This window comes from Microbacterium sp. PRF11 (genome assembly GCF_031844085.1).
Lineage (GTDB): Bacteria > Actinomycetota > Actinomycetes > Actinomycetales > Microbacteriaceae > Microbacterium.
In genome coordinates this window covers 185,743-201,975 of the sequence record NZ_JAUZUP010000004.1, presented here as the reverse complement: position 1 = coordinate 201,975, position 16,233 = coordinate 185,743, and the positions used below count along the sequence as shown (strand labels likewise).

At 69.1% G+C, this 16,233-nt stretch carries 16 protein-coding genes, 2 tRNA genes and 1 other RNA gene; 9 read left to right on the top strand and 10 right to left on the bottom strand.

The window, feature by feature from the left end:
* Positions 1-71: 71 nt before the first annotated feature.
* Positions 72-147: transfer RNA gene (locus Q9R20_RS12350), tRNA-Lys, on the bottom strand.
* 104 nt (positions 148-251) lie between these two features.
* Between Q9R20_RS12350 and Q9R20_RS12345 the strand changes: the two genes are divergently transcribed.
* Both Q9R20_RS12345 and Q9R20_RS12340 read left to right on the top strand, forming a co-directional pair.
* On the top strand, positions 252-1,076 hold the full coding sequence (locus Q9R20_RS12345) for an inositol monophosphatase family protein (protein WP_311249615.1): 825 nt from the start codon (positions 252-254) through the stop codon (positions 1,074-1,076).
* Entirely contained in the window at positions 1,073-1,651 is a 579-nt protein-coding gene (locus Q9R20_RS12340; RefSeq protein ID WP_311249614.1) for a hypothetical protein, read from the top strand. The genes Q9R20_RS12345 and Q9R20_RS12340 overlap by 4 nt, the downstream gene beginning before the upstream one ends.
* Before the next feature lie 7 nt (positions 1,652-1,658).
* Here the strand turns inward: Q9R20_RS12340 and Q9R20_RS12335 are convergent, their stop codons facing one another.
* On the bottom strand, positions 1,659-1,925 hold the full coding sequence (locus Q9R20_RS12335) for a hypothetical protein (protein ID WP_311249613.1): 267 nt from the start codon (positions 1,923-1,925) through the stop codon (positions 1,659-1,661).
* A gap of 84 nt (positions 1,926-2,009) precedes the next feature.
* On the opposite strand from Q9R20_RS12335, the gene Q9R20_RS12330 reads away from it, so the two are divergent.
* Positions 2,010-2,549 carry a YaeQ family protein gene (locus Q9R20_RS12330; protein WP_311249612.1) on the top strand — a complete coding sequence of 180 codons (540 nt, stop codon included), beginning with the start codon at positions 2,010-2,012 and terminating at the stop codon, positions 2,547-2,549.
* Between the two features lie 65 nt (positions 2,550-2,614).
* Here the strand turns inward: Q9R20_RS12330 and ssrA are convergent.
* Positions 2,615-2,984, bottom strand: a transfer-messenger RNA (tmRNA) gene (gene ssrA / locus Q9R20_RS12325).
* Positions 2,985-3,424: 440 nt separating this feature from the next.
* Between ssrA and Q9R20_RS12320 the strand changes: the two genes are divergently transcribed.
* Positions 3,425-4,081 (top strand): SIMPL domain-containing protein, encoded by a 657-nt coding sequence (locus Q9R20_RS12320; RefSeq protein ID WP_311249611.1) that lies wholly within the window; start codon positions 3,425-3,427, stop codon positions 4,079-4,081.
* 10 nt (positions 4,082-4,091) lie between these two features.
* On the opposite strand, the gene smpB is transcribed toward Q9R20_RS12320, so the two are convergent.
* From smpB to prfB, 4 genes are all read right to left on the bottom strand, one after another.
* Positions 4,092-4,568 carry an SsrA-binding protein SmpB gene (gene smpB / locus Q9R20_RS12315; RefSeq protein ID WP_311249610.1) on the bottom strand — a complete coding sequence of 159 codons (477 nt, stop codon included), beginning with the start codon at positions 4,566-4,568 and terminating at the stop codon, positions 4,092-4,094.
* Positions 4,569-4,643: 75 nt separating this feature from the next.
* Entirely contained in the window at positions 4,644-5,561 is a 918-nt protein-coding gene (ftsX, locus tag Q9R20_RS12310) for a permease-like cell division protein FtsX (RefSeq protein ID WP_311249609.1), read from the bottom strand.
* The gene (gene ftsE, locus Q9R20_RS12305) at positions 5,558-6,619 is read right to left on the bottom strand and encodes a cell division ATP-binding protein FtsE (protein ID WP_311249608.1); all 1,062 of its coding nucleotides are present in this window, start codon (positions 6,617-6,619) and stop codon (positions 5,558-5,560) included. Before ftsE ends, ftsX begins: the two co-directional genes overlap by 4 nt.
* Positions 6,620-6,746: 127 nt before the next feature.
* The gene (gene prfB, locus Q9R20_RS12300; protein ID WP_311249607.1) at positions 6,747-7,859 is read right to left on the bottom strand and encodes a peptide chain release factor 2; all 1,113 of its coding nucleotides are present in this window, start codon (positions 7,857-7,859) and stop codon (positions 6,747-6,749) included.
* A gap of 71 nt (positions 7,860-7,930) precedes the next feature.
* Here prfB and Q9R20_RS12295 point away from each other — a divergent pair, with 71 nt between their 5' ends.
* Positions 7,931-9,163, top strand: coding sequence for an MFS transporter (locus tag Q9R20_RS12295; RefSeq protein ID WP_311249846.1), 1,233 nt, complete (start codon positions 7,931-7,933; stop codon positions 9,161-9,163).
* Between the two features lie 91 nt (positions 9,164-9,254).
* Here Q9R20_RS12295 and Q9R20_RS12290 read toward each other — a convergent pair whose 3' ends face one another.
* Positions 9,255-10,274 carry an NADPH:quinone reductase gene (locus tag Q9R20_RS12290; protein ID WP_311249845.1) on the bottom strand — a complete coding sequence of 340 codons (1,020 nt, stop codon included), beginning with the start codon at positions 10,272-10,274 and terminating at the stop codon, positions 9,255-9,257.
* Positions 10,275-10,401: 127 nt separating this feature from the next.
* On the opposite strand from Q9R20_RS12290, the gene Q9R20_RS12285 reads away from it, so the two are divergent.
* Both Q9R20_RS12285 and Q9R20_RS12280 read left to right on the top strand, forming a co-directional pair.
* Positions 10,402-10,483 (top strand) — tRNA-Leu (locus Q9R20_RS12285).
* A 48-nt stretch (positions 10,484-10,531) separates the two neighbouring features.
* The gene (locus Q9R20_RS12280; protein WP_311249606.1) at positions 10,532-11,281 is read left to right on the top strand and encodes a DedA family protein; all 750 of its coding nucleotides are present in this window, start codon (positions 10,532-10,534) and stop codon (positions 11,279-11,281) included.
* On the opposite strand, the gene Q9R20_RS12275 is transcribed toward Q9R20_RS12280, so the two are convergent.
* A complete protein-coding gene (locus tag Q9R20_RS12275) occupies positions 11,278-12,135 on the bottom strand; it encodes a Ku protein (RefSeq protein WP_311249605.1) in 858 nt (285 codons plus the stop codon). The genes Q9R20_RS12280 and Q9R20_RS12275 overlap by 4 nt on opposite strands.
* A gap of 266 nt (positions 12,136-12,401) precedes the next feature.
* Here Q9R20_RS12275 and Q9R20_RS12270 point away from each other — a divergent pair, with 266 nt between their 5' ends.
* Positions 12,402-14,894: an ATP-dependent DNA ligase gene (locus Q9R20_RS12270; RefSeq protein WP_311249604.1), complete on the top strand. Its 2,493-nt coding sequence runs from the start codon at positions 12,402-12,404 to the stop codon at positions 14,892-14,894.
* Positions 14,895-15,023: 129 nt separating this feature from the next.
* On the opposite strand, the gene Q9R20_RS12265 is transcribed toward Q9R20_RS12270, so the two are convergent.
* Entirely contained in the window at positions 15,024-15,455 is a 432-nt protein-coding gene (locus Q9R20_RS12265) for a hypothetical protein (protein ID WP_311249603.1), read from the bottom strand.
* Positions 15,456-15,697: 242 nt separating this feature from the next.
* Here Q9R20_RS12265 and Q9R20_RS12260 point away from each other — a divergent pair, with 242 nt between their 5' ends.
* Positions 15,698-16,021 (top strand): hypothetical protein, encoded by a 324-nt coding sequence (locus Q9R20_RS12260; RefSeq protein WP_311249602.1) that lies wholly within the window; start codon positions 15,698-15,700, stop codon positions 16,019-16,021.
* Positions 16,022-16,233: the final 212 nt, after the last annotated feature.

The following is a 16,233-nucleotide window of genomic DNA, read 5'->3' as shown; positions in this document are numbered from 1 at the left end:
CGCGGCGAGACTGTCGCAGACAGCAAGAAACCCCCGGTCACGCTTTGGGCGTCTAACCGGGGGTTTCTTTGTGGTGCACCCCCTGGGACTCGAACCCAGAACCCACTGATTAAGAGTCAGTTGCTCTGCCGATTGAGCTAGAGGTGCGTTCCGTTTCGGCCCGAGAATCTCTTTCCGAACCGAGGAATTACGTTACCAGGGATGACGCACACGCGCCAAATCGGCTGGGGTGGCGCGGTTATCCTGGAGCCGTGCCCCCCACCGAAGAGCCTGCTGCGCGCCCCGCGGAGCCGACCGACGACCTCGCCCTCGCCCTCCGGCTCGCCGATGCGGCGGACGCCGTCGCGATGGCGCGCTTCGACGCGGCCGACCTGCGGATCGACACCAAGCCGGACCGCACGCACGTCACCGAGGCGGATCTCGAGACCGAGCGGGCAATCCGGCGCATCCTCGACGCCGAGCGTCCGGACGACGGCATCCTCGGGGAGGAGTACGGGTCGTCGGGCGACACGTCCCGACGCTGGGTGATCGACCCGATCGACGGCACCCACAACTACATGCGCGGGATCCCCGTGTGGTCGACGCTGATCGCGCTCACGGTTGACGGCGTCCCGGTGGTCGGGGTCGTGAGTCAGCCCGCGATCGGACGCCGCTGGTGGGCGGCCACCGGCCAGGGCGCCTGGACCACCACTGCGGCCGGCGAGACCCGCCGCATCCGCGTCTCGGGCATCGACGAGATCGCGGCGTCCAGCATCAGCTTCCAGAGCATCGAGCAGTGGGACGACGTCGACCTCGTCCCCACCCTCGAGAAACTCACTCGCGCCGTCTGGCGCGACCGCGCCTACGGCGACGCCCTGCCGTACATGTGGCTCGCGGAGGGCCGGCTCGAACTCGTCGCGGAGTTCGGCGTCAAGGAGTACGACATCGCCGCCATCGCCCCGATCGTCCGCGAGGCCGGTGGACGGTTCACCGCCTTCGACGGCACCGATCGTCTGGATGCCGAGTCCTCCCTCGCGACGAACGGCGTGCTGCACGACGCTTTCCTGACGCTCCTGCACGAGGAGGACGACCGATGACGTCGCCGCGCCGACCGCAGCTCGCCGCTTCCGCCGCTCTCACGGCCGTACTCGCCCTCGCGGGCTGTTCGAGCACCGCGGGCCCGGACGCCGCGCCGAGCGTCGCCGCCACCGCCACGGGCCCCGCGATCGACGCGCCCGCGACCACGGCGACGCCGAAATCCGAGACCGAGGCGCCGGCCCCGACCTGCGAGAACATCATCCCGCAGGCCACCGCCGATGACTTCGCGAGCCTCGGCTGGAGCTACCAGCAGGAGCCGTTCCGCATCGGCGCGACCGCGCTCGATGACGGCATCCAGTGCAAGTGGGGCGACCAGAACGTCGCGTCCGATCGCGTGCAGATCTTCGGATGGGCGCCGATCGACGACGCCGAGGCCGCCGCGGCCGAGAAGGAGCTCACCGCCTCGGGGTGGAAGGTCGAGCGGGAGGACGAAGGCACCTACGTCACCGAGAACCCGGAATGGCTCGGCGGTCGCGGTGTGGACGGTTACGGCCTGACCTACCTCTTCGGCGACGGCTGGGTGAAATTCGCTGACACCCGGCAGAGCCTGCTACTCGTCGACAGCCCGCGCTGACCCTCGATCACCGGTACGGGTTGACCGCGGCGGCGTCCCGCGCGGCGGCGAACCCCTCATCCCAGGCGTCCCCGCGCGCCTCGAGACCGCGCCACAGCTCGTCGGCCCGCAGCACCCGCTGAGCGAAAGCGACCCAGTCGCTCCACCCGCCGGTGATCCCGGATGCCGCCGGCCCGGCGCCGTTCCGCGGTGAGGCGGTCCAGGTCGCGGCGTCGGGTGTGGGCTCGAGGTGGAACGGACCGACGTCGATACGCGAGGCGCGGGGATCTGGCATCCCTCGACGCTAGACGTCCCGTGAGAGCCCGGGCAACACCCGCCCGGCGGGCGCCGTCGCCGTGACCGCCTAGGCTCGTATCCCGTGGCTATCGGCTCGACCATTCACACGTTCACCGTGCAGCTCTCCGACGTCGATCGCGGCGTCTACGACGAACTGCAGCTGCGCGTCGCGCGGCATCCCTCCGAGACCGCGCCGTACATGTTGACGCGCGTGCTGGCCTACTGCCTCGAGTTCGAGGAGGGCATCGCCTTCAGCGAAGGCGTCGCCGCCACGGACGAGCCCGCCGTGATGGTCCGCGACCTGACCGGGGCGCTCGTCGCCTGGGTCGAGGTGGGGGCTCCGGATGCCGCCCGCCTGCACACCGGCAGCATGAAGTCCGAGCGGGTGGCCGTCTACACGCACCGCGACCCCGACAAGGTCGCCGCACCGTGGGCCGGCAAGCGCATCCACCGCGCGGACGACGTGCTGCTGCACAGCTTCGACCCCGGTTTCGTCGAGCGCCTCGCCGAGGCGATCGAGCGCCGCAACACGGCCACGCTCACGCGCACGGAGGGGCGCCTCTATCTCGAACTGAACGACGTCGCCGGCGAGAGCGACATCCACACGCGCACCGCTGCCTGAGACGGAGAAAGCCCCTGCCCCCGCCGAAACGGGCGGGAGCAGGGGCTTTCTCGTGTGACAACGGCTCGTGGAGCTGGGGGGAATCGAACCCCCGTCCAACGCTGGGTCTCCGCGTTTTCTCCGGGCGCAGTCTGTGAAAGCGTTCTGCTCGGCTCCGACCTTCGTCACAGACACCTAGGTCGACGAGCCCAGCCTGGGAAAAGTCCCGCGTGACGTCCAGACGCCATCACGCAGCAAGACCCCTAAATGACGCCAGGATCCGTGGCGGGGTCACACACGGTCTGACGGACTATCGGGCTCGCTTAGGCAGCGAGGGCGAAGTCAGTGCGCTTAGCATTGGCACTTATTGGTTTGCAGGGAGCGTTTACGAGATAACCCCACATCCTCGGCCCGCTGCTCGCGGGTTCGCAGGCGCTGTCGAAACCGATCAGCCCCGGGAACTCCGTGTAGGAGCGGCCGTTGTCACACTGTTGAATTACCATCTCGGGAGCCGGAGCACCCGAGCGTCACAGTCTATAACGGATCAGCGACTCCAGCCATTCCCCGCTGCCCCTTGCGCGTTCGCGTCGGAACGTCGGCTCGGCGCCTGCGTGGCCCCGTAGCCCCGTGGCCCCGTGGCCACTTTGCGCGCCCCGGGGCCACATACGACCGACGCGGATCCCGCGGACTCCCGCGCACGAAGCACCCCACGCGTCATGGCCCCGGGGCCACTTTCCGCGCCCCGGGGCCACCTACGCTCGACGCGTACGCCGTAACCACCCGCGCCCGAAGCACCCCGCGCCTCGGTGGCCCCGGGGCCACTCCGCACGCCCCGGGGCCACCAACGCCCGACGCATCCCCCGCGCCCTCCACGATGCCTCGTCTATGCTCACGCCATGAGCGACGTCGTCATCACCGTCCGGGGCGAGAGCAACGCCCGCGTCCGCGCCGAGGAGGCCGCGGTGCGCGTCACGGTCTCCACCGACGGCCCCGCCCGTGGGCCGGTCGTCGAACGGGCCCAGGAGCGCGCGGCCTCGGTGCAGGACGGCCTCGTCGCGCACCTCCGTTCCGGGGAGGTGTCGGAGTGGTCGAGCGCGCGCGTGTCGGTGTGGTCGGACCGCCCGTGGAACAACGAGGGGGCGCAGCTGCCGCTCGTGCATCACGCGAGCGTCGAGCTGTCGGCGACGTTCACCGATGCCGGGGCACTTTCCTGGTGGCTGGGCGACGTCGCCGAGTCCGACGACGTGCAGGTCACCGCCGTCGAGTGGCGCCTCTCCCCCGCGACGCGTGCGCGGGTCGAGCGCGAGGTCGCGGCCGAAGCGGTGCACGTCGCCGTCGAACGCGCCGCAGCGTACGCCGACGCACTGGGCCTGTCGTCGGTGGCGGCGGTCGAGATCGCGGATGCCGGGCTGCTCGGCATCCGGCCCGAACAACCCGAGCCGCTCGCCCCGCGCATGATGGCGGCATCAGCCGGCGGTGGACCGTCGTTCATCCTGCAGCCGCCTGAGATCGAGGTGACCTCGGTGGTCGAAGGACGCTTCCGCGCCGAGTGACGACGAGGCTCTACTCGCCCAGGCGGTTCTTGGTGCGCATCGCCCGCTCGGCCTCGCGCTTGTCTTCGCGCTCGCGGATGGTCTGACGCTTCTCGAACTCGCGCTTGCCCTTGGCGACCGCGATCTCGACCTTCGCCCGACCGTCGAGGAAGTACAACCGCAGCGGCACGAGCGTGTAGCCGCCCGCCGCGACCGCGTGCGAGAGCTTGATGATCTCGTCTTTGTGCAGCAGGAGCTTGCGCGTGCGCTTGGCGGAGTGGTTGGTCCAGTGCCCCTGCGAGTACTCGGGGATGTGGACGGCGTCGAGGAAGGCCTGCCCACCGTCGATGTAGGCGTATCCGTCGGTGAGGTTCGCGCGCCCCTGGCGCAGCGATTTCACCTCGGTACCGGTCAGCACGAGACCGGCTTCGTACGTCTTCTCGATGGCGTAGTCGTGGCGCGCCTTCTTGTTCGACGCGATGAGCTTCTCACCCTGCTCACGAGGCATGGTGCCACCTCCTCATGATCATGGGCACACAGAGCCGTACAGTCTACCGGAACACCCGCCACCGGGCGGCGCGTGCTACGCGCGCAACCAGCGTCTGATCGCGAAGCTGGCGCTGAGCGCGGCCAGGATGACACCGATCACGACGAGCGCCGGGATGACCACGGCCACGTCGGCCAGGTTGACCCACGAGGTGATGAAGCTGATCCGGTCGCGTAGGTACTGGTTGACTCCGACGCCCACGATCGCCCAGACCGCGACGCTCGCGAGCGCCGACCCGATGAGAGCCGCCAGCACGCCCTCGACGACGAACGGCGTCTGGATGAAACGGTTGGACGCCCCGACCAGACGCATGATGCCGAGCTCGCGCCGTCGGGCGAACGCCGAAAGACGGATGGTCGTCGCTATGAGGAGAACCGCGGCGATGAGCATGAGGCCGGCGATGCCGACGGCGACGTAGGTGGCCACCGTCAATGCCTGGAAGAGCGGTTCGAGGTACTGCATCTGGTCGGTCACGGACTCGACGCCCGTCTGACCGCCGAACGCCTCCGCGATCACGTCGGATTGGTTCTGGTCCACCAGGTTGATGTTGAAGGTGGCGTTGAACTGGTCGGCGGTGACGACACCCAGGATGTCGTCGGGCAGCTGCTGCTTCGCGTTCTCGAACACTTGGTCGGCGGTGAGGAACGTGTAGTCGCGGATGAGGGGAGCGAGCGCCGGGCCGTTCAGCGTGGCCGTCACCTGGTCGATCTGCTCCTGGGAGGCCGCCTCCCCCGCCGTGCAGGACGGGGCGTTCGAGGAGGTGGCGCACATGAACACCGCGACCTGTGCACGGTCGGCCCAGTACGACTGCATCTTGCCGATCTGCATCTGCATGAGCATCGCGGCGCCCACGAACGTCAGCGAGACGAACGTGACGAGGATGACCGAGATCACCATCGAGGCGTTGCGGCGGAGACCGGTGAAGGCCTCCGAGAGGATGAGCCCGAACCTCATGACGTGGGTCCCACTTCGTCGTTGCGGTCTGTCGTGCGGCCGAGCCCGAGACGGTCGGCGAGGCCGAGGGCGTCGACGTCGGGCGTGGTGACGGGCACGGAGCGCGTGTTGGTGTTCGGCTCGCGGCTCGGCTCCTCCGCGGGGGCGGATGGGGCGGATGGGGCGGATGCCGCGTCGTCCGACGCCTGCCGCGAAGCGGCGGCGCGGGGAGCGGCACTCTCGGTACGCGGCGTCGACGGGGCGACCTCCGTGCGCAGCGGCTCGACCGGGCCGGTGAGCCCGGTCACCTCGCGCTGTACCTCGAGCACCGCGGTGAGGGCGGCGACCGCCGCCGCACCGCGCTCGACCTCGGGGGCGAGACGCGGCAGGCTCGACGTGTCGCCGTAGCCGCCGTGACGCTCGTCGCGCACCATCTCGCCGCCGCGCAGTTCGATCACGCGGCGCTGCATCTGGTCGACGAAGCCGGCCTCGTGCGTGGCCATGACGACGGTCGTCCCGCCGGCGTTGATGCGTGCCAGCAGCCGCATGATGTCGATCGACGTTCCGGGGTCGAGGTTTCCGGTCGGCTCGTCGGCCAGCAGCACCTGCGGGCGGTTGACGAGGGCGCGCGCGATCGCGACGCGCTGCTGCTCTCCACCCGACAGCTCGTGCGGGAGACGCTTCTCTTTGCCGTCGAGACCGACGAGCGCGAGCACCTCGGGCACCGCCTGCTGGATGAAGCCGCGCGAAGCGCCGGTCACCTGGAGGGTGAAGGCGACGTTCTGGTGCACCGTCTTGTTCGGCAGCAGACGGAAGTCCTGGAACACCGAGCCGATGTGGCGGCGGAAATAGGGAACCTTGCGGTTCGACAGGGTGCGCAGGTCGCGACCGAGCACCACGACACGACCGTCGCTGGGCGTCTCGGCGCGCAGGATGAGCTGCAGGCACGACGATTTGCCGGAGCCCGAAGCGCCGACGAGGAAGACGAACTCCCCGCGCTGCACTTCGAAGTCGACGGCGTTCAGGGCGGGCTTCGCGGTGCCGCGATACCGCTTGGTGACGTTCTCGAACCGGATCATGGCTCGATGAGCCTAAGCGCGGGTCCCGGGCAGGCCGACAGGACGCGCCGTGTCGCGAAACGGAGAAAGCCCTATGGATGCCGAGGTGCCGGCATCCATAGGGCTTCCCGTCGGATCGGGAGACGTGTCAGTCGTCGTCGTCCTTGCGCTTGCGCCAGCGGATGCCGGCCGCGATCAGGCCGTCGAGGTCGCCGTCGAAGACCACCGCCGGGTTCCCGACCTCATAGCCGGTGCGCAGGTCTTTCACGAGCTGCTGGCCGTAGAGGAAGTACGAGCGCATCTGGTCGCCCCAGCTCGCCGTGATCGTGCCGGCGAGCTCCTTCTTCTTCGCGGCCTCTTCTTCGCGCTTGAGCAGGAGCAGGCGCGTCTGCAGCACGCGCATGGCGGCGGCGCGGTTCTGGATCTGCGACTTCTCGTTCTGCATCGAGACGACCAGGCCCGTGGGCAGGTGCGTGATGCGCACGGCGGAGTCGGTCGTGTTGACCGACTGACCGCCGGGGCCCGAGGAGCGGAACACGTCAACGCGGATGTCGCCCTCGGGGACGTCGACCTCGACGGCCTCTTCCATGACGGGGATGACCTCGACCGCGGCGAAACTCGTCTGGCGCTTGTCGGCGCCGCCGAAGGGGCTGATGCGCGCGAGACGGTGCGTGCCGGCCTCGACCGACAGCGTGCCGTAGGCATAGGGCACGTCGACCTCGAAGGTGGCCGACTTGATGCCGGCGCCCTCGGCGTAGGAGGTGTCCATGACCTTCACGGGGTACTTGTGACGCTCGGCCCAGCGCAGGTACATGCGCAACAGCATCTCGGCGAAGTCGGTGGCGTCGTCGCCACCGGCACCGGAGCGGATCGTCACGACCGCGGAGCGCGGGTCGTATTCGCCGTCGAGGAGCGTCTGCACCTCGAGCTGGCCGATCACGTCTTTCAATGAAGCGAGTTCGCGGCGCGCTTCTTCGGCTGACTCCTCGTCGTCCATCTCGATCGCGAGCTCGACCAGCACCTCGAGGTCGTCGAGGCGCTGCTCGATCTCCGAGACGCGCTTCAGCTCCGCCTGGCGGTGGCTGAGACGGCTGGTGACCTTCTGAGCGTTGTCGACGTCGTCCCAGAGGTCGGGGGCACCGGCCTCTTCGCTGAGGCGTTCGATGTCGGCTTTGAGTGCGTCGACGTCGACCACGGCCTGGATATCGGCGAAGGTCGAGCGCAGCGCCTGGATGTCGGCGGTCAAATCGAGTTCGAGCATTTGCGGACAAGCCTATCGTGGACACGGTGACAGCCGACTCTCCCCGGAACGTGCTGGTGCGCTTCGCACCGATGATCTACGGCCCCACCCTGCTCTTCGCGCTGGGCGAGGGCGCCGTGATCCCCCTCATCCCCGTGATCGCGAATCGCCTCGGTGCCGACGTCGCCGTCGCGGCGCTCGTCGCCGCCGCCCTCGTGGTCGGCCAGCTCTGCGGCAACATCCCCGCGGGCTGGGCCGTCGCCCGCTTCGGCGAGCGCCTGACGATGGGTGTGGCCGGCATCGTGGTGCTGGGTGGGCTTCTGGGCATCGTCTTCGCGCAGTCGCTCGCGTTCTTCACCGCGGCGGTGTTCCTGATCGGTTTCTGCGCAGCCTCGTTCGCGTTGGCCCGTCACTCGTTCATGACCACGCGCGTTCCCCTGACCTTCCGGGCGCGCGCCCTGTCGCTGCTGGGCGGCACGTTCCGCCTGGGCATGTTCGTCGGCCCGTTCGTGTCGGCGGCGCTCCTGACGATCTTCGGGGCCGAGACGGCATCCATCGTCTTCTTCGCCGTCTGCCAGGTCGCCACGATCCTGCTGGTGTTCTTCGGCCCCGACCCCGAGAAGGCGGTGCCGGTGGGGGCGCCCGCCCCGCGCCACCGCGGCGACTCGCGCGACGCGGAAGACACCGGCGAGCCCGTCACCGGATCGATCCCCACGGTCGAACGCGAGGGCGTCTTCCGCACGATGTGGCGCTTCCGCGGCGTGCTGGCGCGACTCGGGCTCGCGGCGGCGTCGCTGTCGGCGGTGCGCTCCGCCCGCCAGGTGGTCCTGCCGTTGTGGGGTGTGTCGCTCGGACTGGATGCCGGCACGATCGCGGTCGTCGTCGGCGTCTCGGGGGCGATCGATTTCGCCCTCTTCTACGCCAGCGGCCAGGTGATGGACCGCTTCGGTCGGCTGTGGGCGGCGCTCCCCGCGATGGTGCTGATGGGGTCCGGGTTCCTCGCGCTGTCGTTCACGCACGATCTCGCGTCGGCGGCCATGTGGTACGCGATGTTCGCCGCGGTCCTGGGGGTCGGCAACGGCTTGTCGAGCGGCATCCTGCTCACCCTCGGTGCGGACATCGCGCCGCCCACCGATCCCGCGGCGTTCCTCGGCTCGTGGCGCACGCTGACGGATGCCGGCGGCGCCGTCGCCCCGCTCATCGTGTCGGCGCTGACCGCCGTGGCATCCCTGTCGATCGGCGTCGGCGCGATGGGGCTGATCGCCGTCCTCGGTGCGGCCGGCTTCATCCGCTGGGTCCCTCGCTACGTCCCCCGCACCCGCTGACCCCGCCCGTCCTTCCGCGTGAGTCGCCAGATTTTGTCGCTTGGGGGCGCGTCAAGGCGACAATTCCTGGCGACTCTTGCGCGAGAACCGGTCAATCGGCGACGCGGATCAGGACCTTCCCGAGAGCTCCCTGCTCGACGGCGTCATGCGCGGCGGCCGTGTCGCCCAGGTCGAAGAAGGTCAGCGGGAGACCCGCGTCCTCACCGACCGGCAGAGCGCCGTCGGCGACCGCCGCGGCGACGTCCTCCGCGGCGGCGAGCAGCGCCCGCTCCCCCACCGTGTACAGCAGCAGGCCCTGCCAGCGGACGTTCTTCGCGAAGCTCTCGCGCACGCGCGCCGTGAACTCGGCGCCGCCGTTGTCGGCGTAGTAGCCGATGGTCCCGTGGTTGGCGACGACCTCGACGTCGAGACCGGCGTTGTCGGCGATCGCGACCTCGACGATGTGCTCGACGCCGTTCGGGGCGAGTTCCCGGATGCCATCGGCCAGCGTCTCGCTCGGGTACTGCAGCACGTGGTGCGCGCCGGCCGCGCGGGCCAGGGCCTCCTTCTCGTCGCTGCTCACCGTGGCGATGACGGTGGCGCCCGCCCAGGCGGCGAGCTGGATCGCGGCGTGACCGACGGCTCCGGCGCCACCCTGCACGAGAACGGTGCGGCCGGTGAGCGCGCCGGGCGCGAGGCGCGAGGGGCCGTCCTCGTGCACGGTGAGCGCACGGTGCGCGGTCATCGCGGGAACGCCGAGGCTCGCCCCAAGCTCGAACGACGCCTCATCGGGAAGCGGCACGGCACGCGAGGCCGGGAGCACGGTGTACTCGGCGGCGGTGCCGGTCGGACGCTGATGGGCCGCCAGGTACACCCACACCCGCTGGCCCACCGAGAGCGTGTCGACGCCGTCGCCGACGGCATCCACCACTCCCGCTCCGTCCTGGTTGGGCGTCACCTCGTCGAAGGGCAGGGGCCGGCCAGTCGTGGCGCGGGCCTTCCAGTCGGTCGGGTTCACGCCCGACACGGTGAGGCGCACGCGCACCTCTCCCGCGGCGGGTTCGGGCAGTGGTCGCTCTGCGAGCGAGAGGACGGAGGAGTCGCCGGGCTGGGAGTACGTGATCGCCTTCATGGAGGAGAGAACGGATGCCATGGCGTCCAGCATTCCCCGTCGGCGTGTCGACGCGATGGGGCGGGTCCGGGGTTGACGGCAGCTTCACATCGTGTGCGGCGTCGTCCCGCTTAGACTGATCCCACTCGCGGGAGTGGTGAAATCGGCAGACACGCAGGATTTAGGTTCCTGTGCCTTCGGGCGTGGGGGTTCAAGTCCCCCCTTCCGCACGTCAGCTGCTGTACCCAGCACCGTTTCTCCGACCCGACGGGACCGATGTGATCCACACCACTGCCGCACTGCTTCCGTGGCTCGACCCGGCGACCATCATCACCAACTCGCAGCCGTGGGCCCTGCTGGTCGTGTGCTTCATCATCTTCGCCGAGACGGGCCTGTTGATCGGTTTCCTCCTGCCGGGCGACACCCTGCTCATCATGGCGGGTCTGCTGTCGCACTCCACCCCCGCGGCCCCGAACGGCGTCTTCGGTCTCAACGCCTGGTGGGTGGCCCTCGCGATCGGTGTCGCGGCCTTCATCGGCGGCGAGGTCGGCTACTTCATCGGCCACAAGGCCGGTCCCTCGATCTTCGAGCGCAAAGAATCGGGCCTCTTCAGCAAAAAGAACGTCGAGCGCACCAACGCTTTCTTCGAGCGTTTCGGCGGCCTGACGGTGATTCTCGCCCGCTTCGTGCCGGTGGTGCGCACCTTCGCGCCCATCGCCGCCGGCGTCGGCCACATGCCGTGGAAGAAGTACTCGCTCTACAACCTCATCGGCGCGATCATCTGGGGCATCGGCCTGACGATGCTCGGCTACGCGGTTGGGTACATCCCCTTCATCCGCGACATCGTCACCGAGTACATCGACGTGATCCTGCTCGCCGCCGTCGCCGGCACCGCGCTGTTCATCGCGATCCACTACTTCCGTGAGCGCGCCGCCGCCAAGCGCGAGGGCGCCGTCACTCCCGCCGAGGCCGAGTCGCTCACCCTCGACCCGAAGACCCTCGAGGACGGCGACCAGCCGACCCGCTAAGACGCCTTCGACGTCTTCTTCTTCGCGGGCGCCTTCTTCTTCGGGGCGTCCTCCGTCTTCTCCGCGCGCGCCGCGCGGCTGCGCTCGACGCTCGCGCGCAGGGCCTCCATCAGGTCGATGACCTCACCGCCGTCCTCGTCTTCGGCCTTGCCGAAGGTGGCATCCGTGTCGAGGGCGTCGCCCTGCTCGAGCTTCGCGTCGATGAGGGTGCGCAGCTCGGCCTGGTACTCGTCGGTGAACTCCTCGGGGTCGAAGTCCTTCGAGAAGCTGTCGACGAGGGATGCCGACATCTCGAGCTCCTTGGCGGAGATGCGAACGTTCTCGTCGAGCGACGGGAACGCCGCTTCCCGGACCTCGTCGGCCCAGAGCAGCGTCTGCAGGACGAGTACGTCGCCGCGCACGCGAAGGGCCGCGAGGCGGGTCTTCTGCCGCAGCGAGAACCGCACGATCGCGGTACGGTCGGTCTGCTCGAGCGTCTTGCGCAGCAGCACGTACGCCTTCGGCGACGATGAATCCGGCTCGAGGTAGTACGCCTTGTCGAGCGTCAACAGGTCGACCTGGTCGCTCGGCACGAACTCGACCACCTCGATCTCGCGGCTGCGCTCGCTCGGCAGCGACGCGAGGTCGTCCTTGGTCAGCACGACCGTCTGCTCGCCGTCGTCGTAGGCCTTGTCGATGTCGGGGTAGGGCACCACCTCGCCATCGATCTCGCAGATGCGCTGATAACGGATGCGCCCGCCGTCCTTGTTGTGCACCTGGTGCAGCGAGACGTCGTGGTCCTCGGTGGCCGAGTACACCTTCACGGGCACGTTGACGAGGCCGAAGGTCAGGGCGCCCTTCCAGATCGATCGCATGGTGACAGTGAACACCGAAAGCGGGGCGGATGCCGAGACCCTTGCGCCGCACCTCCGCCGAACTCGCGCCTAACGCCGCGCCTCGTCTGCGCTCCCGGGCGCCGCCGTCGGCCCGCAGCCCCTCGCCGAACTCCGGAGAAATGCGTCAGCCCGGCCACACGGCGGTGATTTTCTGCTCTCCGGCGCCGGAAGACAGGAGTTCCGCGGCCGCCGCCGGACCGCAACCCCCTCGGCATCCGGGACCTCACCCGCCCTACGCTGGGGCGATGGCGGAGCAGACGGTGCGCATCGACGGCCGCCGGCTGCGCCTGTCGAACCTCGACAAGGTGCTGTACCCCGAGACGGGGACCACCAAGGGCGAGATCATCGACTACTACTCGCGGATCGCCCCGCTGCTTCTGCCCCACGTGCGCGACCGTCCGGTCACCCGTAAGCGCTGGCCCGACGGCGTCGGCACCGAGGCCGATCCCGTCGACGCGTTCTTCGCGAAGGCCCTCGAGCCCGGCGCCCCCGCGTGGGTGCGGCGGTTCCCCATCGACCACTCCTCCGGGGCGAAGGACTACCCGCTCGTCGACGACCTGCCCACCCTCGTCTATCTCGCGCAGGTCGCGAGCCTCGAATTGCACGTGCCGCAGTGGCGGTTCGATGCCGCAGGGACCAGGCGGAACCCCGACCGGATCGTGCTCGACCTCGACCCGGGCCCGGGAGTGGGTCTCGCCGAGTGCGCCGAGGTCGCCCGGTGGGCGCGCGCCATCCTCACCGACATCGGCCTCGAGCCGCTGCCGGTCACCAGCGGCAGCAAGGGGATCCACCTCTACGCGCACCTCGACGGCTCGCAGTCGAGCGATGCGGTCAGCGCCGTCGCGAAGGAGCTCGCCCGCGCCATCGAGGCCGACCATCCTGACCTCGTCGTCAGTCAGATGGCCAAGGCCGCCCGCCCCGGCAAGGTGTTCATCGACTGGAGCCAGAACAACGGCTCCAAGACGACCATCGCGCCGTATTCGCTCCGGGGGCGCGCGCACCCCACCGTCGCCGCGCCGCGCACCTGGGCCGAGCTCGACGATCCCGACCTGCGTCACCTGTTGTTCAGCGAGGTCCTGGAGCGTCCCGATGACCCGCTCGCGCCGGTGGAGCGCGACAGCGGACCCCTGCGGTCGTACATCTCCAAGCGCACCGCCGGGAAGACGCCCGAGCCCGTGCCCGACGCCCCGCACGGCGATCCCGCTCCCGACGGGCTGCCGCGCTTCGTCATCCAGGAGCATCACGCGACGCGCCTGCACTGGGATCTGCGGCTCGAACACCACGGCGTGCTCGCCAGCTGGGCCGTGCCGAAGGGCGTGCCCTCGACGACCGCGAAGAACAGCCTCGCCGTGCAGACCGAGGATCATCCGATGCAGTACCTGGACTTCGCCGGAGAGATTCCCCGCGGCGAGTACGGTGCGGGGTCGATGACGGTCTGGGACACGGGCACCTACGAGCTCGAGAAGTGGCGCGACGACGAGGTGATCGCCACCTTCGAGGGGCGCCCCGACGGCCCGCTCGGACGCGTGCGCCTCGCCCTCATCCGCACGCAGGGATCGGGCGAGAAGTCGCAGTGGCTGCTGCACCGGATGAAGACGGATGCCACCGGCGCACCGCAGCACGACGGCGCCGCCGTGGTGCCGCGGGCGGACGGCGCCGCGGTGGCGCAGCAGCCGGGCGGCGCCGCAGCGCCGGCGGCCGATGGCGCGGCGACGCCCAGCGACACCGGCGCGACACCTGGGACCGCCTCCCCCGCCTCGCCGACCGCGGCGGAGTTGCGGCCCATGCTCGCCACCTCCGCGACCCCGGGGCTGGCGCGCGCCGCCGCGGAGCGCTGGGGCCGGGCGTGGGTGGAGATGAAGTGGGACGGCATCCGCGGCATCGGCCTGTGGGACGGGGAGCGACTACGCCTGCGCTCCCGCAACGGCAACGACCTCACCGCCGCCTACCCGGAGCTGACCGCCGCCGACCTCGAGCTCGGCCCCGCTCCGGCTGTGTTCGACGGCGAGATCGTCGCGCTCGACGATCAGGGCCGCCCGAGCTTCCCCCTACTGCAGAAGCGCATGAATCTGGCGCAGCCTCGCGAGATCGAGCGGGAGGCGAAGCGCACCCCGGTGCAGCTCTACCTGTTCGACGTGCTCAGTGCGGAGGGGCGAGACGTGGCATCCCTCCCCCTCCAGGAACGTCGCGAGATCCTGGAGCGACTCGCCGCGGACGCCGGCGCCCCGGTCGTCGTCCCGCCGGTCTTCGACGACGTGGATGCCGCGGTCGCCACGAGCGGCCGGTTCGGCCTCGAAGGGGTCGTGGTGAAAGACCCGGCCTCGATCTACCGTCGTGGCGTGCGGTCGGAGCAGTGGCTGAAGGTGAAGCACTCCCGCACCCAGGAGGTGGTGATCGGCGGCATCCGGCCGGGTAAGGGCAACCGCTCGGGGACGATCGGCTCGCTGCTCGTGGGCGTGCCCACCGCCGAGGGGCTGCAGTATGCCGGTCGGGTCGGTTCCGGATTCGGCGAGCAGACCCTCGCGCGACTCACCGCGCTGCTCGAGCCACTGCGTGTCGACACGGACCCGTTCATCGGCGTACCGCGCGAGGACGCCCGCGACGCCCTCTGGGTGCGCCCCGAACTCGTCGGCGAGGTCGAGTTCGCGGAGTTCACCCCGGGCGGCATCCTGCGCCAGGCGCGGTGGCGCGGCCTGCGGCCCGACAAGCATCCGGGCGAGGTGGTTCGCGAGGACTGACCGCTGAGCGTCTCGAGCTCCGACCAGCTTGCCAGTTGTCGCCCAGCGAGCGCGCGCGACGCGTGAGTCGTCGTTCACGGTCCATTCGAGCCTCATCCCAGGACGGACCAGACGCTCGGTTCTTCACACCTAGTACTTCAAGCCGCGGACCGCCCGAGCCATCCGACAGACCTCGAACCCGAGCGCACCGCCGGCCGGGATTCGACGTGTCCACCAGTATTGAGGATCCGCTCGGTACTTCTCCAACAGGGGCTCGGAGTCGATCACGGCGAAACCCGGATCATCACGCGTCAGGCTACTGAACAGCTCGTCAGAAGCCTTGATGACGTAGTGCTCATGGTCGCTTTCCGTAATCTTTGTTTCCAGCGCCGCCTTTTCGAGAAAGGTGCGTGTGAATAACGCGTCGATGAAGTCGTCATAACCGAAATTGCCCACCATCTCGGCAGGGAAGTTCCTTATGTCCGCGGACATATTCACAACTTGCGCGGACCACAGACCGATCACAGATCCGAGTGTGACCCTCTCATCGTGCCAGTCGACAAATTGGTCGAACTTCGACATGTTCTCCACCTCCGGTTATCTGAGAACGCCCTAAATCTGAACGAACCTTTCCCGGCAGGGAGCAACCGCCGGAGGCGCTCAAGTGGGCGAGGCGCTGGCGCGTGGGTCACGAGCGCTCGCCTGAAAACGGATTCGATCCCCACTCAGTACACGAGACCAGCCCTCGCGCGAGCCACTCTCGCAACCTCGTATCCGAGAGCCCCAGTATGGGGAATGCGTCGAAGCCACCAAAAGGATTCGTCGTGCTGATGCTCAGCGAACAATGGCTCAGACTCGATGACAACACCACCCGGATCATCACGGGTCAGGGACCGAAAGTACTCATCAGCCGTTTGAGCGAAGTGCCATTCAACGTCGAGCCGTGTCACGGACAACTCGTCCATTGCGCGACGCAGATGATTCCGAGCGAAGAGAGCGCCGATGTAATCGTCGTAACCGAAGTCCCCGACAACTTCGGACGGATACTTTCTCATGTCCGCCGCCATCTGAAGAACGTGGGCGGTCCAAGACCCCATGATGTCGGCCAGCGTTGTTGGCTGTTCCCTCCAGGAGACGATCTCCCCTAACTTCATCGTGCATGCCTCCGCGCGTGACGAATCGGAGTCCTGACGGAGCCGATCGCACCTGAAGCGAGGACAGCGACCGGTGACAGCGTCAGCGCTCCGACGAGGCCGAGGAGGACCGCGACGGACGCGGAAAATTGAGGTGAAGGCACACGACAGGATTGCGTTCGCGACGCGGTGCAAAATGCGTTGGACGCGGGAATCCAGGGGTTCGA